This window comes from Caulobacter sp. BE254, assembly GCF_031457295.1.
Classification (GTDB): domain Bacteria; phylum Pseudomonadota; class Alphaproteobacteria; order Caulobacterales; family Caulobacteraceae; genus Caulobacter.
Genome location: NZ_JAVDWJ010000005.1, coordinates 45,873 through 62,739, shown reverse-complemented (window position 1 = coordinate 62,739; position 16,867 = coordinate 45,873). Strand labels below are relative to the sequence as shown.

11 protein-coding genes are annotated in these 16,867 nt (G+C 69.5%); 4 read left to right on the top strand and 7 right to left on the bottom strand.

The window, feature by feature from the left end; genetic code table 11:
• Position 1: 1 nt before the first annotated feature.
• Entirely contained in the window at positions 2 to 3,115 is a 3,114-nt protein-coding gene (gene putA / locus J2X41_RS11020) for a bifunctional proline dehydrogenase/L-glutamate gamma-semialdehyde dehydrogenase PutA (protein ID WP_310082170.1), read from the bottom strand.
• A gap of 405 nt (positions 3,116 to 3,520) precedes the next feature.
• On the opposite strand from putA, the gene J2X41_RS11015 reads away from it, so the two are divergent.
• Entirely contained in the window at positions 3,521 to 3,988 is a 468-nt protein-coding gene (locus tag J2X41_RS11015; protein WP_028039284.1) for an Lrp/AsnC ligand binding domain-containing protein, read from the top strand.
• A 135-nt stretch (positions 3,989 to 4,123) separates the two neighbouring features.
• On the opposite strand, the gene J2X41_RS11010 is transcribed toward J2X41_RS11015, so the two are convergent.
• Positions 4,124 to 4,693, bottom strand: a complete 570-nt coding sequence (locus J2X41_RS11010) for an ABATE domain-containing protein (RefSeq protein WP_310081838.1) — start codon at positions 4,691 to 4,693, stop codon at positions 4,124 to 4,126.
• A 92-nt stretch (positions 4,694 to 4,785) separates the two neighbouring features.
• Here J2X41_RS11010 and J2X41_RS11005 point away from each other — a divergent pair, with 92 nt between their 5' ends.
• Positions 4,786 to 5,289, top strand: coding sequence for a lipocalin-like domain-containing protein (locus J2X41_RS11005; RefSeq protein ID WP_310081837.1), 504 nt, complete (start codon positions 4,786 to 4,788; stop codon positions 5,287 to 5,289).
• Positions 5,290 to 5,588: 299 nt separating this feature from the next.
• Here J2X41_RS11005 and J2X41_RS11000 read toward each other — a convergent pair whose 3' ends face one another.
• Genes J2X41_RS11000 through J2X41_RS10990 form a run of 3 tightly spaced genes read right to left on the bottom strand, consistent with a single transcriptional unit; the run spans position 5,589 to position 11,373 of the window.
• Positions 5,589 to 6,995 carry an efflux transporter outer membrane subunit gene (locus tag J2X41_RS11000; RefSeq protein WP_310081836.1) on the bottom strand — a complete coding sequence of 469 codons (1,407 nt, stop codon included), beginning with the start codon at positions 6,993 to 6,995 and terminating at the stop codon, positions 5,589 to 5,591.
• Between the two features lies 1 nt (position 6,996).
• Positions 6,997 to 10,191 carry an efflux RND transporter permease subunit gene (locus J2X41_RS10995; protein ID WP_310081835.1) on the bottom strand — a complete coding sequence of 1,065 codons (3,195 nt, stop codon included), beginning with the start codon at positions 10,189 to 10,191 and terminating at the stop codon, positions 6,997 to 6,999.
• A gap of 12 nt (positions 10,192 to 10,203) precedes the next feature.
• Positions 10,204 to 11,373, bottom strand: coding sequence for an efflux RND transporter periplasmic adaptor subunit (locus J2X41_RS10990; RefSeq protein ID WP_310081834.1), 1,170 nt, complete (start codon positions 11,371 to 11,373; stop codon positions 10,204 to 10,206).
• A 188-nt stretch (positions 11,374 to 11,561) separates the two neighbouring features.
• Between J2X41_RS10990 and J2X41_RS10985 the strand changes: the two genes are divergently transcribed.
• Together J2X41_RS10985 and J2X41_RS10980 are read left to right on the top strand one after the other, a co-directional pair.
• A complete protein-coding gene (locus J2X41_RS10985; protein ID WP_310081833.1) occupies positions 11,562 to 12,161 on the top strand; it encodes a TetR/AcrR family transcriptional regulator in 600 nt (199 codons plus the stop codon).
• A gap of 224 nt (positions 12,162 to 12,385) precedes the next feature.
• Positions 12,386 to 13,144, top strand: coding sequence for a YceI family protein (locus tag J2X41_RS10980; RefSeq protein ID WP_310081832.1), 759 nt, complete (start codon positions 12,386 to 12,388; stop codon positions 13,142 to 13,144).
• Between the two features lie 247 nt (positions 13,145 to 13,391).
• On the opposite strand, the gene J2X41_RS10975 is transcribed toward J2X41_RS10980, so the two are convergent.
• On the bottom strand, positions 13,392 to 15,017 hold the full coding sequence (locus J2X41_RS10975) for a family 43 glycosylhydrolase (protein WP_310081831.1): 1,626 nt from the start codon (positions 15,015 to 15,017) through the stop codon (positions 13,392 to 13,394).
• Positions 15,018 to 15,343: 326 nt separating this feature from the next.
• Positions 15,344 to 16,783, bottom strand: a complete 1,440-nt coding sequence (locus J2X41_RS10970; RefSeq protein ID WP_310081829.1) for a sugar porter family MFS transporter — start codon at positions 16,781 to 16,783, stop codon at positions 15,344 to 15,346.
• Between the last annotated feature and the right edge of the window lie 84 nt (positions 16,784 to 16,867).

Genomic DNA, 16,867 nt, shown 5'->3' with positions numbered 1-16,867 from the left:
GTCAGAGATTCAGCAGCGTCGGATCCCCGCCCTGGGCGGTGATGTTGATGCTCAGCGCCCGCTCGACGGCGTAGCGCAGCAGGGCGTGGGGGCCGCCGGCCTTGGGGCCGGTGCCTGACAGGCCCTCGCCGCCGAACGGCTGGACGCCGACCACGGCGCCGGTCATCGAGCGGTTGACGTAGCAGTTGCCGGCCGGGACCAGGCGCTGGACGTCGGCCGCGAAGCTCTCGATCCGCGAATGGACGCCCAGGGTCAGGCCGTAGCGGCGGGCCGCCAGGGCGCCGGCGACCTGTTCCAGGTCCTCGGGCCGGTAGCGCACCACGTGCAGCACCGGGCCGAACACCTCGCGCTCCAGGAAGTCGGCGGCGGGGATCTCGGTCAGGACGGGAGCGAAGAACGTGCCCACTTCCGGCGCCGTCAGCTGGTGCAGCACCTTGGCCTCGCGGTTCAGGCGGACCAGGTGCTTGTCCAGCGCCGCCTTGGCCTCGGCGTCGATCACCGGGCCGACGTCGGTGACGGCCAAGGCCGGGTCGCCGAGGACCAGGGCGTCCATCGCGCCCTTCAGCCCCTCGATCACGTGGTCGGCGGTGTCGTGCGGCAGGAACAGCAGGCGCAGGGCCGAGCAGCGCTGGCCGGCGCTGCCGAAGGCCGACAGGATGACGTCGTCGATCACCTGCTCGCGCTGGGCGGTGGTGTCGACGAACATGCCGTTGAGGCCGCCGGTCTCGGCGATGAACGGCACGATCGGGCCCTGCCTCTGGGCCAGGGTCTGATTGATCCGCCAGGCGGTGTCGGTGCCGCCGGTGAAGGCCACGCCGTCCAGGCCCTCGTGGGCGGTCAGGGCCGCGCCGACCGTTTCGCCGCGTCCCGGCAGCAGGGCCAGCAGCCGATGGTCCAGGCCGGCGGCGTGGTAGAGCTTCACGGCCTCCATGGCGATCAGCGGCGTCTGTTCGGCCGGCTTGGCCAGCACCGCGTTGCCGGCGGCCAGGGCGGCGGCGACTTGGCCGGTGAAGATGGCCAGCGGGAAGTTCCACGGGCTGATGCAGACGAAGACGCCGCGCCCGGCCAGGCGCAGGCTGTTGGCTTCGCCCACCGGGCCGGTCAGGACCTCGCCGGCCAGGCCGAACTGCGCCTGGGCCAGCTTGGCGTAGTAGCGGCAGAAGTCGACGGCCTCGCGCACCTCGGCGATGGCGTCGGGCAGGGTCTTGCCGGCCTCGCGCGAGAGGATGGCGCACAGCCGCTCGAGATTGGCCTCCAGGGCGTCGCCCATGGCGCGCAGCACCTCCGCGCGGGCTGGGCCGCCGGCCTGGTCCCAGGCGGGCTGGGCGGCGCGGGCCAGCTTGAAGGCCTGATCGATCTGCGGCAGTTGGGCCTCGGAGACCACGCCGATGACGCGGTCGTGGTCGGTGGGGCTCTGCACCGGCATCGGCGGCGCGCCGGCCGTCAGCTTGCCGCCGACCAGCGGGCCGGCCGACAGGGTCAGCTTGTCCAGCTCCGCCACGTGGGCGGCCAGGCGGTCGCGGTCGGCCTTGACCGACAGGTCCAGGCCCGCGCTGTTCCGGCGGTCCGGGCCGTAGACATGGACCGGCGTCGGGATCTTGGCGTGGCGGTCGGGGTGGGCCTCGACGGCGGTGATCGGGTCGACCACCACCTTCTCGACGGGCACCCGCTCGTCGAGCAGGGCGTGGACGAAGGAGGTGTTGGCGCCGTTCTCCAGCAGGCGGCGGACCAGGTAGGGCAGTAGGTCCTCGTGGCCGCCGACCGGGGCGTAGGCCCGCAGGATCACGCCGTCATAGAGGTCGTCGGCGGCCTTGTAGAGCGCCTCGCCCATGCCGTGCAGGCGCTGGTGCTCGATCCTGACGCCGGCGTTCTTCGACATCCGCACCACGGCCGCTAGGGTGTGGGCGTTGTGGGTGGCGAACTGGGCGTAGAGGTGCGGGGCGGCGGCGATCAGGGCCTTGGCGCAGACCAGGTACGACAGGTCGGTGGCCGGCTTGGTGGTGTAGACCGGATAGTCAGGCCGTCCGGCGACCTGGGCGCGCTTGATCTCGCTGTCCCAATAGGCCCCCTTGACCAGGCGGACCATCAGGCGGCGGCCGGTTTCCTTCGACAGGGCGGTCAGGCGGGCGATCACCTCGGGGCAGCGCTTCTGGTAGGCCTGGACGGCCAGGCCCAGGCCCGTCCACGCGCCTAGCTCGGGTTCGCGGCACAGGCGGTCCAGCAGCTTCAGCGACAGCGCAAGTCTATCCGCTTCTTCGGCGTCGATGGTGAAGTTGAGGTCGTGGCGGGCGGCGATCCGCGCCAGGCGGAGGATGCGGGGATAGAGCTCGTCCCAGACGCGGGCCTCTTGCGTGGCCTCGTAGCGCGGCGTCAGGGCCGACAGCTTGACCGACACGCCGTGGCCGGCTTCCGGACCCGCCTTGTTCGACAGCTTGCCGACCGTCTGAATCGCGTCGGCATAGGCCTTTTCGTAGCGGGCGGCGTCGGCGGCGGTGCGGGCGCCTTCGCCCAGCATGTCGAAGCTGCAGATATCGCCGTCGTTGGCGGCGCGCTTGATGGCGGCCTCGATCGTGCGGCCCAGCACGAACTGCTCGCCCATGATGCGGATGGCCTGGCCGACGGCGGCGCGGATCACCGGCTCGCCCAGGCGGCCGGCGATCTTTTTGATGAAGCCGGGCAAGTCCTTCTGCGCCTGGTCGTCCGGCTCGACGATCTTGCCGGTCAGCATCAGGCCCCAGGTCGAGGCGTTGACGAACAGGCTGTCGCTGCCGCCCAGGTGGCTGGCCCAGTCGGCCGAACCGATCTTCTCGGCGATCAGCTTGTCGCGGGTGTCGTCGTCGGGGGTGCGCAGCAGGGCCTCGGCCAGGCACATCAGGGCCAGGCCCTCGCGGGTGCCGAGGCTGAACTCCTGCAGGAAGCTTTCGACCACGCCCTGCTTGCGGACGCTGCGGCGGGCCCCGCGGACCAGGGCCTCGGCCTCGGCGCGGACGGCGGCGCGGTCCTCGGCGCTCAGGGGCTGGGCGGCCAGCAGGTCGGCGATCACAGCCGCCTCGTCACGATACTTGCCGTCGTCCAGGGAGTCCCAATCGGTCATGGTCGCCTCGTTGGTGGATATCGTCGCTATATCTCTGGATTGTTCGAAGGTGCTTCGTTTGTTGTGCGTCCAGGCTGTACGATCTTCGGCGAAAGGCGCGGAAAGGCGCGGTCGGCTCCAGGCGCGCGACAGGCTGTCGCGGCGTGCGTGCGGGCCGAAGCATGATCGGGAAGGGGAGAGGTGGGAAGGGACGCGATACGGGGGGAGGTCGCGCGTCCCTTCCGCTCTCACACGGCGCCGACGGGGGAGAGGGCGCCATGTCTGCGCTCCGCCGGGGGGATGGCGGAGGCTGGTCCGAGTTCGCCAGGGCGCCGGGGGGAGTGGCGGCCAAGCTCGCTAGGACGATCGAGGGTATAATCCCGGCTGTAGCGAAGGTGCTTTGTTTGTTGGTATCAGTTTCCGAATGATCTTCGGTCTAAGCGGGAAATGACCATGTCTGCTCTGGACGACACCGATCGCCGGCTTTTGCGGGTTCTGCAGGCCGACGGCCGCATCACCAACGCCGAGCTGGCCAAGCGCTGCAACCTGTCGCCGGCCGCCACCTTCGACCGGGTGCGGCGGCTGCGCGAGCGGGGCTTCATCACCGGCTATGCGGCTTTGCTTGACCCGGCCAAGGTCGACCGCGCTTTGCTGATCTTCGTCGAGGTGGTGCTGGACCGCACGACCGGCGAGGTGTTCGAGGACTTCGCCGCCGCCGTGCGCCGCGCGCCCGAGATCCTGGAATGCCACATGGTGGCCGGCGGCTTCGACTACCTGATCAAGGCCCGGGTGCGCGACATGGAGGCCTATCGCGGCTTCCTCGGCGACATCCTGGTCAAGATGCCGGGTGTGCGCGAGACGCGGACCTATGCGGTGCTGGAAGAGGTCAAGAGCACGGTGCAGCTGCCTTTGTGACGGCTGGACGCCCCCTCCGTCACGATGCGTATCCGCATCGCGCCACCTCCCCCGCAATGCGGGTGAGGAGGAGGGGGATTCCTTCTCCTCACCCGTGAAACGGGGGAGGTGGCCGCGAAGCGGACGGAAGGGGCGTCAAGGCGCTGACATCTCCCGCTTCCGCCACCCCGCCACCTTGGCCTTGTTCCCGCAGGCGCTCATCGAGCACCAGCGGCGGTCGCCCTTGCGCGAGGTGTCGACGAACAGCACCGCGCAGGGCGGGCCTTCGCATTGGCGGATGCGGTGGCCGAAGTCGCCGCCCAGCAGTGACACGCCTTCGCGGGCCAGCTCGGCCAGCAGGCCGCGGACGTCGCCGGACAGGCGGGCGCGGCCGTCGGCGTCCAGTTGCGGCGGCGCGGCGGGCAGGGCGGCGTAGCCGTTGAGCAGTTCGCGGTCGGCGTCGGGCAGGGGCGCGCCTTGCGCCCGCGACAGGGCCAGGCGGTAGAGCGCCTCGCGCAGCGAGCGGGCCTGGACGAGGTTGCCCTCGGTGGCCTCCGGCGCGGCCTGGGCGAGGTCCGCCGCCACCAGCCAGCGGTCGAGGTCGGCGGGGCCTTCCAGGAGGTCGCGCGGCGCGGGGCCCAGCCGGCCCGTGACGGTCGCCGCCAGGTCCAGGGCCGGACTGCCGCCGCGAAACTTGAAGCCGTCGCGGATCTCCGCCTTCGTCATCCTCGTACTCCAAACCGGATTGACAGGTTACGCTGTTCGGCGAAGGATCGGCAAGCTAACCTGGTAAATAGGTTACATGCTGGAGCGTGAATATGAAGTCGATTCATAGACGCCGTCTCGGCGCGGGCCTGGCCCTGGCCGCGGCGACGCTGGCCACGGCGGCGACCGCGGCCGAGCCTTCCCTGGCCGGGACCTGGACCCTGACGGCGGCGGACCGACTCACCCCGGACGGCGCGCGCCGCCGCGACTATGGCGAGCATCCGAAGGGCCGGCTGATCATCGACGCCCAGGGGCGCTACAGCCTGCAGATCTTCAACGGCGACCGGCCGCGCGTCGTCTCGGGCGAGAAGGCCACGTCCACGCCGGAGGAGTTCGCCGCCGCCGCGCTGGGGTCGTCCACCCACTACGGGACCGTGGCCGTCGATCAGGTCGCCCACGTGCTGGTCTTCCGGATCGAGGGGGCCTCGTTCCGCAACTGGGAGGGGACCGAACAGCGGCGCAAGTACGTCCTGACCGCCGACAGCCTCAGCTACCAGGTGCCGACGCCGCGGCCCGACGGCTCGATCCCGATCTCGGAGTGGCGGCGCGAGCGGTAAGGGGGCCTGGAGCGCCTCCACCAAGTTGTCATCCCGGCTGGAGCGAAGCGGAAGGCCGGGATCCAGGTGAACCGCAAGGCGTCAGCCCAGTCCCCTGGGTCCCGGACAGCCTCTGCGAGGCTTCCGGGATGACAACCGTTTGAGCTTTGAATCAGGGCTCGTCGGAGCGATCCCCCGGGCCGTCGGCAAGGGTTGGAAGGGGCGCGCGGGATCTGGGGGGAGCGCGCCCCTTCCGGCTTGGCGGCGTCGGGGGGCGACGCCGCTAGCACTCCCCCGCTGGGACAGGGGATCGGTGCAGCTCAGCGGCCGGCGGGAGCGCCGCCGCCGAGCGACTTGTACAGCGTGGCCAGGTTGGTGGCCCGGGCCAGACGGGCGGCGATCAGCCCCTGCTGCGAGGTGTAGAGCGTGCGCTGGGCGTCCAGCAGGGTCAGGGAGCTGTCGATCCCGGCGCCGTAGCGGGCCCGCGACAGGCGGACCGAGTCGTTGGCGGCGGCGACCAGGCGCTCCTGAGAGCCGACCCGGTCCTGGATCGTCGACTGCACGGCCAGGCCGTCGGAGACCTCGCGGAACGCGGTCTGCACCGCCTTTTCGTAGTTGGCCACGGCGATGTCGCGGCTGGCCTTGGCGCTGTCGAGATTGGCGACATTGGCCCCGCCGGCGAAGATCGGCAGGCTGATGCGCGGCGCGAAGCTCCAGGTCCCGTTGCCGCTGTCGAACAGGCTGCTCAGCGAGCCGCTGGCCACGCCGGTCGAGGCCGTCAGGCTGATGCTGGGGAAGAAGGCCGCCCGGGCCGCGCCGATATTGGCGTTGGCGCCGGCCAGGTCATGCTCGGCGGCCAGCACGTCGGGGCGGCGGGTCAGCACGTCGGACGGGATGCCGGGCGGCAGGTCCGGCAGGATCTGGGCGGTGACCAGGCCGCCGGCCGGCAGCAGGTCGGCCGGCACGTCGGCGCCGACCACCAGCCGCAGGGCGTTCTTGTCCTGCTCGACCTGGGCGACATAGGTCGCCACGTCCGAGCGGGCGGTCTCGGCCAGGGTCTCGGCCTGGCGAAGGTCCAGCTGGTTGGCCGCGCCGGCGTCGAACCGGCTGCGGATCAGCTTCAGCGACTCTTCCCGCGTGCGCAGGGTCTCCTGGGCCAGGGCCAGCAGGTCCTGGTCGGCGGCCAGGGCCAGCCAGCTGTTGGCGGTCTGGGCGATCAGGCTGATCTGCACCGAGCGGCTGGTCTCGCGGGTGGACAGGTAGCTCTGCAGGGCCGCGTCCTTGAGGCTGCGGACCCGGCCGAACAGGTCCAGCTCCCAGGCCGTGACGCCGACGCCGGCCGTATAGGCCTCGACGTCGCGCGAGACGCCCGGCTGGGTCTGGGCGGTGGAGTTTTCGCCCCGCGTGCCCGTCGCCGTGGCGTTGACGCCGGGCAGCAGGGCCGCGCGCTGGACGCGGTACTGGGCGCGGGCCTTCTCGATGTTCAGCACCGCCACCCGCAGGTCGCGATTGTTGCTCAGCGCCAGGTCGATCACGCCTTGCAGGCGCGGGTCGATGAAAACCTCGCGCCAGGCCAGGTCGGCGGCGGTGGTCGCCGAACCGTTGGCCTGGGCGATCGGCCAGGCGTTGTCGACCGCCAGGGCCGGGCGCTCGGTCTTGGGCGCCAGGGTGCAGGCGCCCAGGGCCGAGGCCGCGAGCAGGGAGAGGGTCAGGTTACGGACAAGCATCTTAGTGGCTCTCGACCGGAGTCGTGACGGCCTCGTCGTGGCGACGCGGCTTGGGTTTGAAGATCCGCTCGACGATCACGAAGAACAGCGGGACGAAGAAGATCGCCAGCAGGGTGGCCGAGATCATGCCGCCGATCACGCCGGTGCCGATCGCGTGCTGGCTGCCCGATCCAGCCCCGTTGGAGATCGCCAGGGGCAGCACGCCGAACACGAAGGCCAGCGAGGTCATGATGATCGGACGCAGACGGATGCGGACCGCCTCCACCGTCGCCTCGACCAGCTCCATGCCCTGCTCGTGCAGGTCCTTGGCGAACTCGACGATCAGGATGGCGTTCTTGGACGCCAGGCCCATGGTCGTCAGCAGACCCACCTGGAAGTAGATGTCGTTGCTGAGGCCGCGCAGGGTGGTGGCCAGCAGGGCGCCGACGATGCCCAGCGGGATGACCATGATCACCGACAGCGGGATCGACCAGCTCTCGTAGAGGGCGGCCAGCAGCAGGAACACCACCAGGATCGAGATGCCGTACAGGGCCGGGGCCTGGTTGCCGGATTCGCGTTCCTGGGCCGACAGGCCGGTCCACTCGTAGCCGATGCCCGGCGGCAGCTGGGCGGCGATCTTCTCCATGGCGGCCATGGCCTGGCCCGAGCTCTTGCCCGGGGCGGGCGCGCCCTGGATGTTGACCGACGACAGGCCGTTGTAGCGCTCCAGGCGCGGCGAGCCGTAGATCCAGCGCGTGGTGGCGAAGGACGAGAACGGGGCCATCGTGCCGGTGCTGGTGCGGACGTACCAGTTGTCCAGGTCCTCGGGCCGCATGCGGTAGGGCGCGTCGGCCTGGACATAGACCTTCTTGACCCGGCCGCGGTCGATGAAGTCGTTGACGTACGAACCGCCCCACGCGGCGCTGAGCGCGGCGTTGATGTCGGCCGTCGTCAGGCCCATCGCCCCGGCCTTGGCCTGGTCGATGTCGATCTTCAGCTGCGGGGTGTCGTCCTGGCCGTTGGGACGCACGCCGGCCAGGCTTGGGTCCTGGGCGGCCATGCCCAGCACCTGGTTGCGGGCGGCGATCAGGGCGTCGTGGCCGACGCCGCCGATGTCCTGCAGCTGGAAGTCGAAGCCCGACGAGGTGCCCAGTTCCGGCACGGCCGGCGGCACGACGGCGAAGACCATGGCGTCGCGGATCTGCATGAACTTGCCCATGGCCCGGCCGGCGACGGCCGGGGCCTTGAGGTTGGCGGCCTTGCGCTCGTCGAAGTCCCGCAGGCGGATGAAGGCCAGGCCGGCGTTCTGGCCGGCGCCGGCGAAGCTGAAGCCGGCGACGGTGAAGACCGCCTGGACGGATTCCTTCTCGTCGACCAGGAAGTGGTTGCGCACCTGGTCGAGCACGGCCTGGGTCCGCTCTTCCGGCGCGCCGGGCGGCAACTGGACCAGGGTGAACATCGTGCCCTGGTCTTCCTCGGGCAGGAAGGCGCTGGGCAGGCGGATGAACAGGAAGCCCATCACGAGGATGACCACGCCATAGGCCAGCATCCAGCGGCCGCTCTTGCCCAGCAGGCCGCGAACGGTCCCCTGGTAGCGCCGGCTGGTGTCGTTGAAGTTGCGGTTGAACCAGTTGAAGAAGCGGTTGAACAGGTTGGTCACCGCGCCCAGCGGGCCCGGGTGGTCGGTCCTCAAGGCGTCGCCGTGGCCATGGGTGGCCGGCTTGAGCAGGGTGGCGCACAGGGCCGGCGTCAGGATCAGGGCGACCATCACCGACAGGGCCATGGCCGAGACGATGGTGATCGAGAACTGGCGGTAGATCACGCCCTGCGAGCCGCCGAAGAAGGCCATGGGCACGAACACCGCGGCCAGGACCAGCGCGATGCCGATCAGGGCGCCGGTGATCTCGTTCATCGACTTGCGGGTGGCCTCGATCGGGGACAGGCCCTCCTCGCTCATCACCCGCTCGACGTTCTCGACCACGACGATGGCGTCGTCGACCAGCAGGCCGATGGCCAGCACCAGGCCGAACATGGTCAGGGTGTTGATCGAGTAGCCGAAGGCCGCCAGCACGCCGAACGTGCCCAGCAGGACGACCGGCACGGCGATGGTCGGGATCAGGGTGGCGCGCCAGTTCTGCAGGAACAGGAACATGACGATGAAGACCAGCACGATGGCTTCGGCCAGGGTCTTGACCACCTCCTCGATCGACAGCTTCACGAACGGCGTCGAGTCGTAGGGGACGACGTAGCGATAGCTGGCCGGGAAGGTCTTGGACAGCTGCTCGACCCGCGCCTTGACGGCGTCGGCGGTGTTCAGGGCGTTGGCGCCGGGGGCCAGGCGGATGGCCAGGCCGGCGGCGGGCTTGCCGTTGTACTTGGCGCCGAAGCCGTAGCTTTCAGCCCCCAGCTCGACCCGGGCCACGTCGCGCATGCGGACGATGGCGCCGCCGGGGCTGTTCTTGACGATGATTTCCTGGAACTCGGCCGGGGTGGAGAGGCGCGACTGGGCCGTGATCGTGGCGTTCAGGGCCGTGCCCGGCAGGTTGGGCACGCCGCCCAGCTGGCCGGCCGAGACCTGGGCGTTCTGCGCCCGGATGGCGGCGATGACGTCGGCCGGGGTCAGGTTGTAGCTGGTCAGCTTGTTGGGATCCAACCAGATGCGCATGGCGTACTGCGCGCCGAACAGCTGGACCTCGCCGACGCCGTCGACGCGGCTGAGGGGATCCTGCAGGTTGCTGGCGATGTAGTCGGCCAGGTCGGTGTTGGTGGTCTTGGGATCCTCGGAATACATGCCGATGATCAGCAGGAAGTTCCGGGCCGACTTGGTCACGGTCAGGCCTTGCTGCTGCACTTCCTGCGGCAGCAGGGCGGTGGCCGTCTGCAGCTTGTTCTGCACCTGCACCTGGGCGATGTCGATGTTGGTGCCGGCCTTGAAGGTCAGGGTGGTGGTGGCCGAGCCCGAGCTGTCGCTGGTCGACGACATGTAGTCCAGGCCGTCCAGGCCCTTCATCTTCTGTTCGATGACCTGGGTGACGCTGTCCTCGACGGTCTTGGCCGAGGCGCCGGGATAGATGGCGTTGACCGCCACCTGGGGCAGGGCGATGTCGGGATACTGGGCGATCGGCAGGCTGCGGATGGCCAGGGCCCCCGCCAGCATGATGACGATCGCGACGACCCACGCGAAGATCGGCCGGTCGATGAAGAAACGGGAAAGCATGACGGGCCGGCCTTATTGAGCAGCAGCGGGGGCGGAGGCGGTGATGACGGCCGGCTTCACCGGGGCGCCGGGGCGGACCTTCTGCAGGCCTTCGACGATGACCTGGTCGCCGGGCTTCAGGCCCGAGGTGACCAGCCACTTGTCGCCCACCGTCTGGCTGGTGACGATCTGGCGGGGTTCGGCCGCGCCCTTGGCTCCGACCACCATCACGGTGGCCGCGCCCTTGGGATCGCGGCTGACGGCCGCCTGCGGGATCAGCATGCCGCTGTTGGCCACGCCCTTGCCGAGCACGGCGCGGACGTACATGCCCGGCAGCAGCACGCCGTTAGGATTGTCGAAGGTGGCGCGCAGGCCGACCGAGCCGGTGGTCGGGTCGACGGTGACGTCCGAGAACTCCAGGCGGCCCGGGACCGGGTAGGTCGAGCCGTCCTCCAGCTTCAGGGTCACCTGGGCCGAGCCGCTGCGGCCCAGCTCGCCGCTGTTCATCGCCGCCTGCAGCTTCAGCATCTCGGCCGAGGACTGGGTCAGGTCGACATAGATCTTCGACAGGTCCTGCACCGTGGCCAGGGCGGTGGCCTGGCTGGCGGTGACCAGGGCGCCGGGAGTGACCGAGCTCTTGCCGATGCGGCCCGAGATCGGCGAGACGACCTTGGTCCAGCCCAGATTGATGCGGGCGTTGTCCAGGGCGGCCTTCTGGGCGGCGACATTGGCGATGGCCTGCTGGCTGGCGGCCTGGGCGTCGTCGTTGTCCTGCTTGGACACGGCGTTGATGGCGACTAGCTCCCTGTAGCGGTCGGCCTTCAGCTTGGCGGCCGTGGCGGTGGCCTGGGCCTGGGCCAGGCCGGCGGCGGCGCTGTTGTAGGCGGCTTGGAAGGTGGCCGGATCGATCTGGTACAGCGGCTGGCCGGCGCGGACATAGCCGCCTTCCTGGAACAGGCGGGCCTTGATGATGCCGCCGACCTGCGGGCGCACTTCCGAGACCAGATAGGCCGAGGTGCGGCCGGTCAGTTCGCTGGTCAGGGTCACCGGCTCGGTCCTGGCGACGACGACGCCGACCGGGGTCGGTCCGCCGGAGCCCATGGCGCCGGCCGCGCCCTTGCCTTGGCCGCAAGCCGCCAGGGTCAGAGCGATGGCCGCCAGGGAGGCCGCCGAGAGGACGGCGCGAGAACGGTCGAAGGACATGCAGAAACCCCAGGAGCGACAGGGCGTCGCAGGCGCCTGGCCTTGACGACGTCCCGTTGGTGACCAACATGAGAATGAACGTTCATTCTCAACGGGGCTGGACATAGGTCCGAGGTTGTCGCAAGTCAACCTCGGGGGTTCCGTCCAGCTTGACGTGACGGAAATTTAATTGGGAAGCGATGCTTTCGATGAGCGACGACGCCAACACCACGCTGCGGCCGACGCCTGAGGCGCGGCGGCAGCAGATCCTGGACGCCGCGTGCGACTGCGTGCGGCAGGCCGGGTTCCATGGCGCCAGCATGGCCGAGATCGCCAAGGCCGCCGGCCTGAGCGTGGGCCAGATCTACCGCTACTTCGAGAACAAGGAGGCGATCATCGCCGCCATCGTCGCCCAGGACCTGGCCGAGATGCGCGAGAAGTTCGCCGAGATGGAAAGCCGGCCCGGCGACCTGGTCGACGCCCTGGTCGAGCACCTGCCCGAAGCCGTCGGCAAGTGCTTCGACCTGAGCCGCGCGGCCCTGACCCTGGAGGTCCTGGCCGAGGCCAGCCGCAATCCAAAGGTCGCCGCGATCCTGCGGGCCGCCGACGAGCAGGAGCGGGCCTACGCCCAGACCATGCTGGATCGCGGCCGCCGGGCCGAATGGACCGACGCCGAGTTCCAGGCCCGCTGCGAGGTGGTGGGCCTGCTGTTCGACGGCATGATCATCCGGGCGGTCAACCATCCCGACACCGACCGCGAACCCCTGACGCGCGTGCTGACCGCGACGATCCGGCAACTGCTGGGCTAGGATCGCGAGACTGCTCAAGGACCGTCTCCATAAGGGGCGGGATCCATCGACGTGGCTAGACAAGATCCCTACCCCTTCCGTAACGTCAAGTTGTGACCAGAAAAAAGCGGTCCCAATGTCGGGAAGCCGCGCCGTCGTGCGTCCTTCGTGGGATCGCGCGCCTCGGAGTTGACCGTGAACGGCGCGCCGGCCCCCGCGGGTCGCCAATCAGAAGGGAAGACGCCATGACCTATTCCACCGTCCGTCCGCACGCGCGCCGGGTTCTCTGGCTGAGCGCCGGGGCCGTCGCCCTGGCCCTGGCGGCCTGTTCGCCGCCGGCCGACAAGAAGGCCGAGACCACGGCGCCGTCGGCCACGACGCCGGCCGCCGCGCCGGCGGCGGACAAGTTCGTCATGCCGAAGGTTCCGGCCGGCGACTACAAGCTGGATCCGGCCCACGCCAACCTCGAATTCAAGGTCAACCACCTGGGCTTCTCGCGCTACACCGCCCGGTTCACCGATTTCGACGCCAAGCTGAAGTTCGACCCGGCCAACCCGTCGGCCTCCAGCGTCGAGGCGACCATCGATCCCAAGTCGCTGACCCTGCCCAACCCGCCGGCCGGCTTCAAGGACGAGCTGACCGGCAAGGCCTGGCTGGACGCGGCCCAGTATCCGGCCATCACCTTCCGCTCGACCAAGGTCGAGGTCACCGGCGCCAACACCGCCAAGGTCACCGGCGACTTCACCCTGCACGGCGTGACCAAGCCAGTGGTGCTGGACGCCACCTTCAACGGCGGCTACGCCGGCCACCCGATGGACCCGCACGCCCGTATCGGCTTCTCGGCCCACGGCACGTTCAACCGCTCGGAGTTCGGCATGGGCTTCGGCGTCCCGGCCCCGGGCACGACCATGGGCGTCGGCGACGCGGTCGACGTGACGATCGAGGCCGAGTTCAGCGGCCCGCCGCTGCCCGACGCCAAGGCTCCGGCGGCGCCGGCCACCTAATCCTTCCGCTCATCCCGGCGAACGCCGGGACCCAGATGGAATGGCTTTGAGGCTGACGCCATCGGCGCTGAGCCGCTCCAGTCAGACTCTCCGCTACGGGATCTGGGTCCCGGCATTCGCCGGGATGAGCGGAATTTTCTCGTCTACGGAACCAGGTTCCGCGCCAACCCCGGGAACCGTCCCCTGGGTCCCGGACAGCCTCTGCGAGGCTTCCGGGACGACAAGCTTTTGGGGCGCCTGACGTAAGCTACGCCAGCGCCCGGTACTTGAATCCCTTGAACCGCGCCGAGCCCTTGCCGGCCGCGTAGAGGCCCGGCTTCAGCATCAGGAAGCCGCCGCGCACATTGTGGTGGTAGCCGGAGACCTCCATGCCGCGGTCGAACCGCTTCCAGGTGGCCCCGCCGTCGCCGCTGGTGTGGAAGCTGACGATGTGGCGGTTGTTGCGCAGCCGCATCAGCATCTTCGAACCATGCGGATTGGCCGGCCGGCCGCGCTCGATGCCGTACTGGTGGGTGACGAAGTTCTTCGTGTCGAAGCCCAGGCCGCAATAGAGCTGGCGGTCGTAGAACAGGATCAGGCCGGCGCGGGTGTCCGGATCGACCTCGATCTCGCACTCGATCTCGTAGGCCTGGTCGCCGTTGACGAAGATCAGCGGCGCGCCGGTGCTGGGCGCCTCGCCCGCGCCCTTCAGGGTCAGCACCCCGCCTTCGCGCTTGATCCGGTCGCGCTCGCCCGGCTTGGGATCGAAGAAGCTCCACTGCACGCCGTACTTGTCGGCCGTGAAGTCGTCCGACAGGGCCATGCCGTGCGGGACGGGCTTACCGCCCTTGGGCTTGGGGAGGGGCTTGGAAAGATCGCCGCCGCCGACCTCGAACCAGCCGTCCTTGGTCCATCTCACCGGCGCCAGCAGGGTCTGGCGGCCCAGGGTGTAGAAGCCGTTCTCGTAGCCGTGATAGACGGTCCACCAGTCGCCGGCCGGCCCCTCGACCAGGGTGGCGTGGCCGCGCGACCACCATTTCTCGGAATTGTTCGTCGTGCGCACGACCGGGTTCTTCGGATCGTCCTCCCACGGCCCGGCCAGCGACTTGGCGCGGGCGACGATGACCATGTGGCCGGTCGGCGGTCCCGCCGTGCCGCCCACGGCCGTGACCAGGTAATAGTAGTCGCCGCGCTTCATCACCTTGGGGCCCTCGGGCGAGAAGCCCTCGACGTCCCAGTCGTCGGGATAGCGCCAGGGATTATAGACGTGCTCGGGCCGGCCCACCGTCGACAGGCCGTCGGGGGCCAGCTGGATGCGGTCGCCGCCGGACAGGAACAGCCAGCGCACGCCGTGCTCGTCGACCACGTGGCCGGGGTCGATATAGCGGGGCAGCTTCAGGTCGACCGGCTCGCTCCACGGGCCCTCGATGGCGTCGGCCCAGATCACGTAGCTGGTGTTGTTGTCGGGGAACTTGGCCGGCAGGTAGATGTAGTAGCGGCCCTTGTGCTTGCAGAGCTCGGGGGCCCAGATCGAGCCGACATTAGTCTTCAGGGCCGGGCCGACCGGCGTCCAGTTCACCAGGTCCTTCGAACGCCAGATCAGCAGGCCCGGATAGGCGTCGAACGACGAGTGGGTCATGTAGTAGTCGTCGCCGTCCTTGAGGATCGACGGGTCGGGGTGGTCGCCGGCCAGGATCGGGTTCAGGAAGGTCCCGTCGCCCAGGTCGGCCTTGCGCTGGCCCTCGATCCCCTTGGCCCAGGTCGGTCCGGCGCCGGGCGTCGGCGCGCTGGGCAGCGTGCCCATCTGGGCGGCTTGCGAAGCGGCGGGAACGGCGGCGACGGCCGCGCCGGTCAGCAGGGAGCCCAAGGCGCCGCGGCGGTTGATGTCGACCATGAAAATTTCCTCCCGACCTGCGCGTCGCACGGCTTGTTAGCGGCCACTTAGCGACAAGGAAACCGTCTTGTCCACCGGTGTCATTCGCCGTTTTCCGGGCCTGAAGCGGCCCCTGAAAGCGACGTTCGGCGCGGCGAAAACCGCACAAGAAAACGCCCGGGAGGCGGAACCTCCCGGGCGTTTTTTAAAGGTCTTGTCCCTCCCCCTCGTGGGGAGGGTGGCGGCGAAGCCGAAGGGTTGGGGCCGGTGCAGAGAGTCATTGCGGCGGCTCCCCCACCCGACCCCTTCGGGGCCACCCTCCCCGCAAGGGGGAGGGAAGAGGTCCGTCAGCCCTCCATCGCCTCCAGCTCCTTGCCGCGCGTTTCCTGGACCAGCTTCTGGACCAGGAAGAACGAGACCAGGGCGCTGAGCGCGTAGAAGCCGTAGGTCATCGGCAGGCTCTTGGCGGCCATCGACGGGAAGCTGACCGAGATGGCGAAGTTGGCGATCCACTGGGCGAAGCCGGCGACGGCCAGGGCCGAGCCGCGCATCTGGTTGGGGAACATCTCGCCCAGCATGACCCACATCACCGGGCCCCAGCTGAGGTTGAAGAACACCACATAGGCGTTGGCCGCGAACAGGGCGATCACGCCGGTGTTGTCGGCCAGGTGCAGGGCGCCGTTGACCGTGGTGGCGGTCGAGAAGCACCAGGTCAGGATGCCCAGGGTCACGGCCATGCCGGCCGAGCCGATCAGCAGCAGCGGCTTGCGGCCGATCTTGTCGATGACGGCGATGGTGGCCAGGCAGGCCAGGATCGACAGCGCGCCCGACAGGATGTTGATCTTCAGGCTGTCGTCCTCGGTGAAGCCCACCGACTGCCACAGCACCGAGCCGTAATAGAAGACGATGTTGATGCCGACCAGCTGTTGGAAGACGGCCAGGACCAGGCCGGCCCAGACGATCAGGCGGATCTTGCGGGTGGTCGGGTCCAGCAGGTCCGACAGCTTGGGCTTGTGGTGGTCGGAGGCCAGCGAGGCGCGGATCTCGGCCACCTTGCCGGCGCCCTGGCCCGCGCCGAACAGGCGCGACAGGATCTTCTCGGCCTCGGCTTCCTTGCCCTTGGCGACCAGGTAGCGCGGGCTTTCCGGGATGGCCAGCAGGCTGAAGAAGAAGACGCCGGCCGGGATGGTCTGCATCCAGAACATCCAGCGCCAGGCGGGCAGGCCCAGCCAGAACGGCGCGGTCGAGCTGCCGGCGGTGTGGGCCAGGATGTAGTTGGCCACGAAGGCGCCGGTCAGGCCGGTGATGATCATGATCTGCTGCACGGACGACAGCCGGCCGCGGATGTTGGCGGGCGTGACTTCCGAGATGTAGACCGGGCACAGCACGCTGGCCGCGCCGACGCCCAGGCCGCCCAGCAGGCGGAAGGCGATGAACACCAGCGAGGTGTGCGAGGCGCCGGTGCCCAGGGCGCTGACCAGGAACAGCAGGGACGCGATGATCATCACCGTGCGGCGGCCCCAGACGTCGGCCAGGCGGCCGGCGGCGAAGGCGCCAAAGGCGCAGCCGATCAGGATGGCGCCGACGTTCAGGCCGGTGCCCAGCTTGCTGAGGCTGAACGCCTTCTCCAGGCCTTCCTGCGTGCCGTTGATGACGCCGCTGTCGTAACCGAACATGAAGCCGCCGATGGTGGCGACGGCCACGATGGCGGCGATGAAGGCCATGTTGACCTTCGCTCCGTCGGCGCTCATGCCGGGGCTGGGCCCGGCGTTGATGACTGATGCCACTTTGGTCTTCCCCGAAAGGCCCGAAGGCCGCGTTTGATCCCTAACGAGTCCCGTCTTGGGCTCTTGGTTGGCCCGACCTTAATG

Excerpts from the sequence above, each read along its gene's own strand:
- J2X41_RS11015 (WP_028039284.1), top strand. The coding sequence starts at position 3,521 with ATGACCATGTCTGCTCTGGACGACACCGATCGCCGGCTTTTGCGGGTT.
- J2X41_RS11010 (WP_310081838.1), bottom strand. The coding sequence starts at position 4,693 with ATGACGAAGGCGGAGATCCGCGACGGCTTCAAGTTTCGCGGCGGCAGT.
- J2X41_RS11005 (WP_310081837.1), top strand. The coding sequence starts at position 4,786 with ATGAAGTCGATTCATAGACGCCGTCTCGGCGCGGGCCTGGCCCTGGCC.
- J2X41_RS11000 (WP_310081836.1), bottom strand. The coding sequence starts at position 6,995 with ATGCTTGTCCGTAACCTGACCCTCTCCCTGCTCGCGGCCTCGGCCCTG.
- J2X41_RS10995 (WP_310081835.1), bottom strand. The coding sequence starts at position 10,191 with ATGCTTTCCCGTTTCTTCATCGACCGGCCGATCTTCGCGTGGGTCGTC.
- J2X41_RS10990 (WP_310081834.1), bottom strand. The coding sequence starts at position 11,373 with ATGTCCTTCGACCGTTCTCGCGCCGTCCTCTCGGCGGCCTCCCTGGCG.
- J2X41_RS10985 (WP_310081833.1), top strand. The coding sequence starts at position 11,562 with ATGAGCGACGACGCCAACACCACGCTGCGGCCGACGCCTGAGGCGCGG.
- J2X41_RS10980 (WP_310081832.1), top strand. The coding sequence starts at position 12,386 with ATGACCTATTCCACCGTCCGTCCGCACGCGCGCCGGGTTCTCTGGCTG.
- J2X41_RS10975 (WP_310081831.1), bottom strand. The coding sequence starts at position 15,017 with ATGGTCGACATCAACCGCCGCGGCGCCTTGGGCTCCCTGCTGACCGGC.